Source organism: Nocardia neocaledoniensis (genome assembly GCF_029868625.1).
Lineage (GTDB): Bacteria > Actinomycetota > Actinomycetes > Mycobacteriales > Mycobacteriaceae > Nocardia > Nocardia neocaledoniensis_A.
In genome coordinates, this window is sequence record NZ_JARWOJ010000284.1 from 1 (window position 1) to 3,118 (window position 3,118).

Annotated in this window: 4 protein-coding genes; 1 reads left to right on the top strand and 3 read right to left on the bottom strand. The window is 72.5% G+C overall.

Annotated features, from left to right (window positions below; genetic code table 11):
• Positions 1-141: 141 nt before the first annotated feature.
• The 3 genes from QH270_RS21665 to QH270_RS21675 are packed head-to-tail and all read right to left on the bottom strand — an operon-like array spanning position 142 to position 2,175.
• Entirely contained in the window at positions 142-393 is a 252-nt protein-coding gene (locus tag QH270_RS21665) for a hypothetical protein (RefSeq protein ID WP_280345448.1), read from the bottom strand.
• A gap of 49 nt (positions 394-442) precedes the next feature.
• A complete protein-coding gene (locus tag QH270_RS21670) occupies positions 443-1,126 on the bottom strand; it encodes a uracil-DNA glycosylase (RefSeq protein ID WP_110035927.1) in 684 nt (227 codons plus the stop codon).
• Between the two features lie 11 nt (positions 1,127-1,137).
• Complete coding sequence (locus tag QH270_RS21675; protein WP_432420401.1) at positions 1,138-2,175, bottom strand: thiamine-phosphate kinase; 1,038 nt, start codon at positions 2,173-2,175, stop codon at positions 1,138-1,140.
• A gap of 62 nt (positions 2,176-2,237) precedes the next feature.
• Here QH270_RS21675 and QH270_RS21680 point away from each other — a divergent pair, with 62 nt between their 5' ends.
• Positions 2,238-2,924 (top strand): DUF3515 domain-containing protein, encoded by a 687-nt coding sequence (locus QH270_RS21680; RefSeq protein ID WP_280345452.1) that lies wholly within the window; start codon positions 2,238-2,240, stop codon positions 2,922-2,924.
• Positions 2,925-3,118 lie beyond the last annotated feature (194 nt).

Genomic DNA, 3,118 nt, shown 5'->3' on the forward strand with positions numbered 1-3,118 from the left:
AGCCGAACTACCTGGGACTCAGCTGATCCCCACGGGTTTCGGCCGCCTCGTCGCCGAGGGGCGAGACGTAACGCCGAAGGCGAAGTATCGCCCCTCGGCGACGAGGTCACGAGGCCGAAACCCCGCGGCACCAGCCGCCGATCAGCACTGCGCGCCGAGAGCGCTGAAGGTGTTCTGCAGCAAGCAGGTCACCTTCGCGTTCACGCCGGAGGAGATGGTGGAGGTGCCGGTGGAGGTCCACTCCTCACCGATCGGGCTGGTGGCGACCGGCGCGGCCTGCTCGTTGTAGGGCTCGAGTGCCAGTCCGGCCGCGTTGGCCGAGGCGGCGCCCGCGGTGAGGGCGGCGGCGACGGCGGCGGTCGCGACGGCGGCGCGAACGGTGGTGATGTGCATCGGGTTGTGCTCCTTCATCATTTTTCTTTCGTGCGGGCGACGCCCCGGGTCAGGGCAGCCGCCAATCGACGGGTTCGGCACCGAGTTCGTCGAGCAGTTCGTTGACCCGGGAGAAGGGCCGCGAACCGAAGAATCCCCGCGAGGCCGACAGTGGTGAGGGGTGCGCCGATTCGATATAGGGGATCTCGGCGGCGGTGAGGGTGGGCTTGAGCGAGCCGGCGTCGCGGCCCCACAGCACGGCGACCAGCGGCTCGTCGCGGGCGACCAGGGCGCGAATGGCCTGCTCGGTCACCGCTTCCCAGCCCTTGCCGCGATGCGAGGCCGGCGTGCCGGGGGTGACGGTGAGGACGCGGTTCAGCAGCAGTACACCCTGATCCGACCACGGGCTCAGGTCGCCGCAGCTCGGGGTATCGAAGCCGAGGTCCTTGGTGTACTCGGCGAAGATGTTCGAGAGACTGCGCGGCACCGGCGAGACATCGGGCGCGACAGAGAAACTCAGTCCCATCGCGTGCCCCGGCGTCGGGTACGGGTCCTGGCCGACGATCAGCACGCGCACCGCGTCGAACGGGCGGCGGAACGCGCGCAGCACGTTCTCCCCGGCGGGCAGATAGCCCCGACCGGCCGCGTTCTCGGCGCGCAGGAATTCGCCCATCTCGGTGATGCGGTCGGCGACCGGCTCCAGTGCCCGGGCCCAGCCCGGATCGATGATCTCCGACAGTGGTTTGGCACCCATGACCGCACAACCTATCGTTTCCGGCCGGTGGGTGTGACGTCCGCCCCACGGAACGATTCCCAGCCGGTGCCGCCGGTGGGCTCGGCACCGTCCACCGTGACGCCGCTGCCCGCGCCGACCACGCCGATCGGCCGCCAGCCGGGCGGCAGCGAGGTGCCGGCGGGCCAGGTCCCGGCGAACGCGTGATCTTCGCCACCGGCCAGAATCCATTGCGTCGCATCGGCTTCCAGCCCGCGCGCCACCGCCGCCAATTCCGGATCGGCCAGTGCGTCGCTGTGCACGTCGACGGCGACGCCGGAGGCCGTGGCGAGATGTCCCAGGTCGGCGAGCAATCCGTCGGAGACGTCGGTGAGCGCGGTCGGCGCGACGTCACCGGTCAGGTCGAGTACGGCGGCGTAGGGCGGCTGCGGAACACGGTGCGTGGCAAGGGCATGCGCGAAGGCGGGGGCGGAAAGGTCGGCGCCGCCGGACAACACGGCCAGCCCGGCCGCGGACCAGCCGAGTTCGCCCGCGACGGCGACGATATCGCCCACCCGCGCACCCGAGCGGGTGACGGCGGCCTGCCCACCGAGATCACCGAACGCGGTCACCGAGATCACCAGCTGTTCGCTGTGCACCAGGTCGCCGCCTGCGATGGAGCCACCGGCCCGGCTCGCCTCGGTCCAGAGCCCGTCGGCGAGCCCGGTGATCACGGGCACGGCCGTGTCGGCCGGGCAGCCGAGCGCGACGACGAACGCGGTGGGCCGCGCCCCCATGGCGACGATGTCGGCGGCGTTCTGCGCGATGGCCTTGCGGCCGATCTCGACGGGGTTCGACCAGTCGAGCCGGAAGTGCCTGCCCTCGACGAGCATGTCGGTGCTCACCACGAACCTGCCGTCGGGCGCGGCGATCAGCGCGGCGTCGTCGCCCGGCCCGAGCAGCACGTGCGCGGCCTGCTCCCTGCCCGCGTTGATCAGGTCGATCACCGCGAACTCGCCCAGCTCACGCACCGTCCGCGGACGGCTGTCCTCGCTGATGACCGGCCCCTTCCCACTGTGCTGATGACCGATGAAATCGCCACGACGGTACCCTTTCGGAGGCGATCGGACACAACGGAGAGGACCAGGCGGTTATGGCGGCGGATTCGTCGGACCCGGCAGCGGCGGACGACCGGGACGGTAAGGCACCAGCCGCGGACCCTTCCGCCGACACGACGAAGCCCGCCTCGGACACGCCGGAGCCCGAAACCGGCCCAGGCGACGCGTCGCCGAGCGCCGATCCGGATGCCTCGACCTCCTACTCCCCCGCGCTGATCGCCACCGCGGTCGCGCTCCCGGTCGTGCTGATCGTCGGCGTGCTCGTCGCGGCCTTCATCGCGCTGCGCGCCCCCGTCGAGCGCGAGCCGCTCGCTCTCGGCCCCGTCCCGGCCCCCGCGGCCGACGGCCCCGCCTGCCAGGCCCTGCTGCCCGCACTCCCCGCCGAACTCGGCGACTACACCAAATCGACCCTCGTCGAACCGGCCCCGCCCGCCACCCGCGCCTGGCAGCACCCCGACGGCGGCGAACCGATCGTCCTGCGCTGCGGCCTCGACCGGCCCCTCGAATTCAACCGGGCGTCTCCGCTGCAGGTCGTCAACGGCGTGCAGTGGTTCCAGGTCCGCGACGAGGTGGGCAAGGTCGGCACCTGGTTCGCCGTCGACCGCGAGACCTACATCGCGCTGACCGTCCCCGACGGCTCGGGCGCTGGCGCCATCCAGAACGTCTCCGACATCATCACCGCCCAGCTCCCCGCCCGCGAGCCGACCCCGGGCGAGCTGTAAGACAGCCGAGCTGTCACTCGGGCGACCGCCCATTCTGCGGGGCCTACTTCACCGCGCCCTCCCCGACCACGCCCCCACCACGGTTTCGGCCGCCTCGGCCCCCCCGGGGGGGGGGGGACACCCCCCGGGGCGGTTTTGCCCCCCGCGGGGGGGGGGGGCGGGCCGCAACCCCCCCCGCCCCCCGCCCGCCCCGA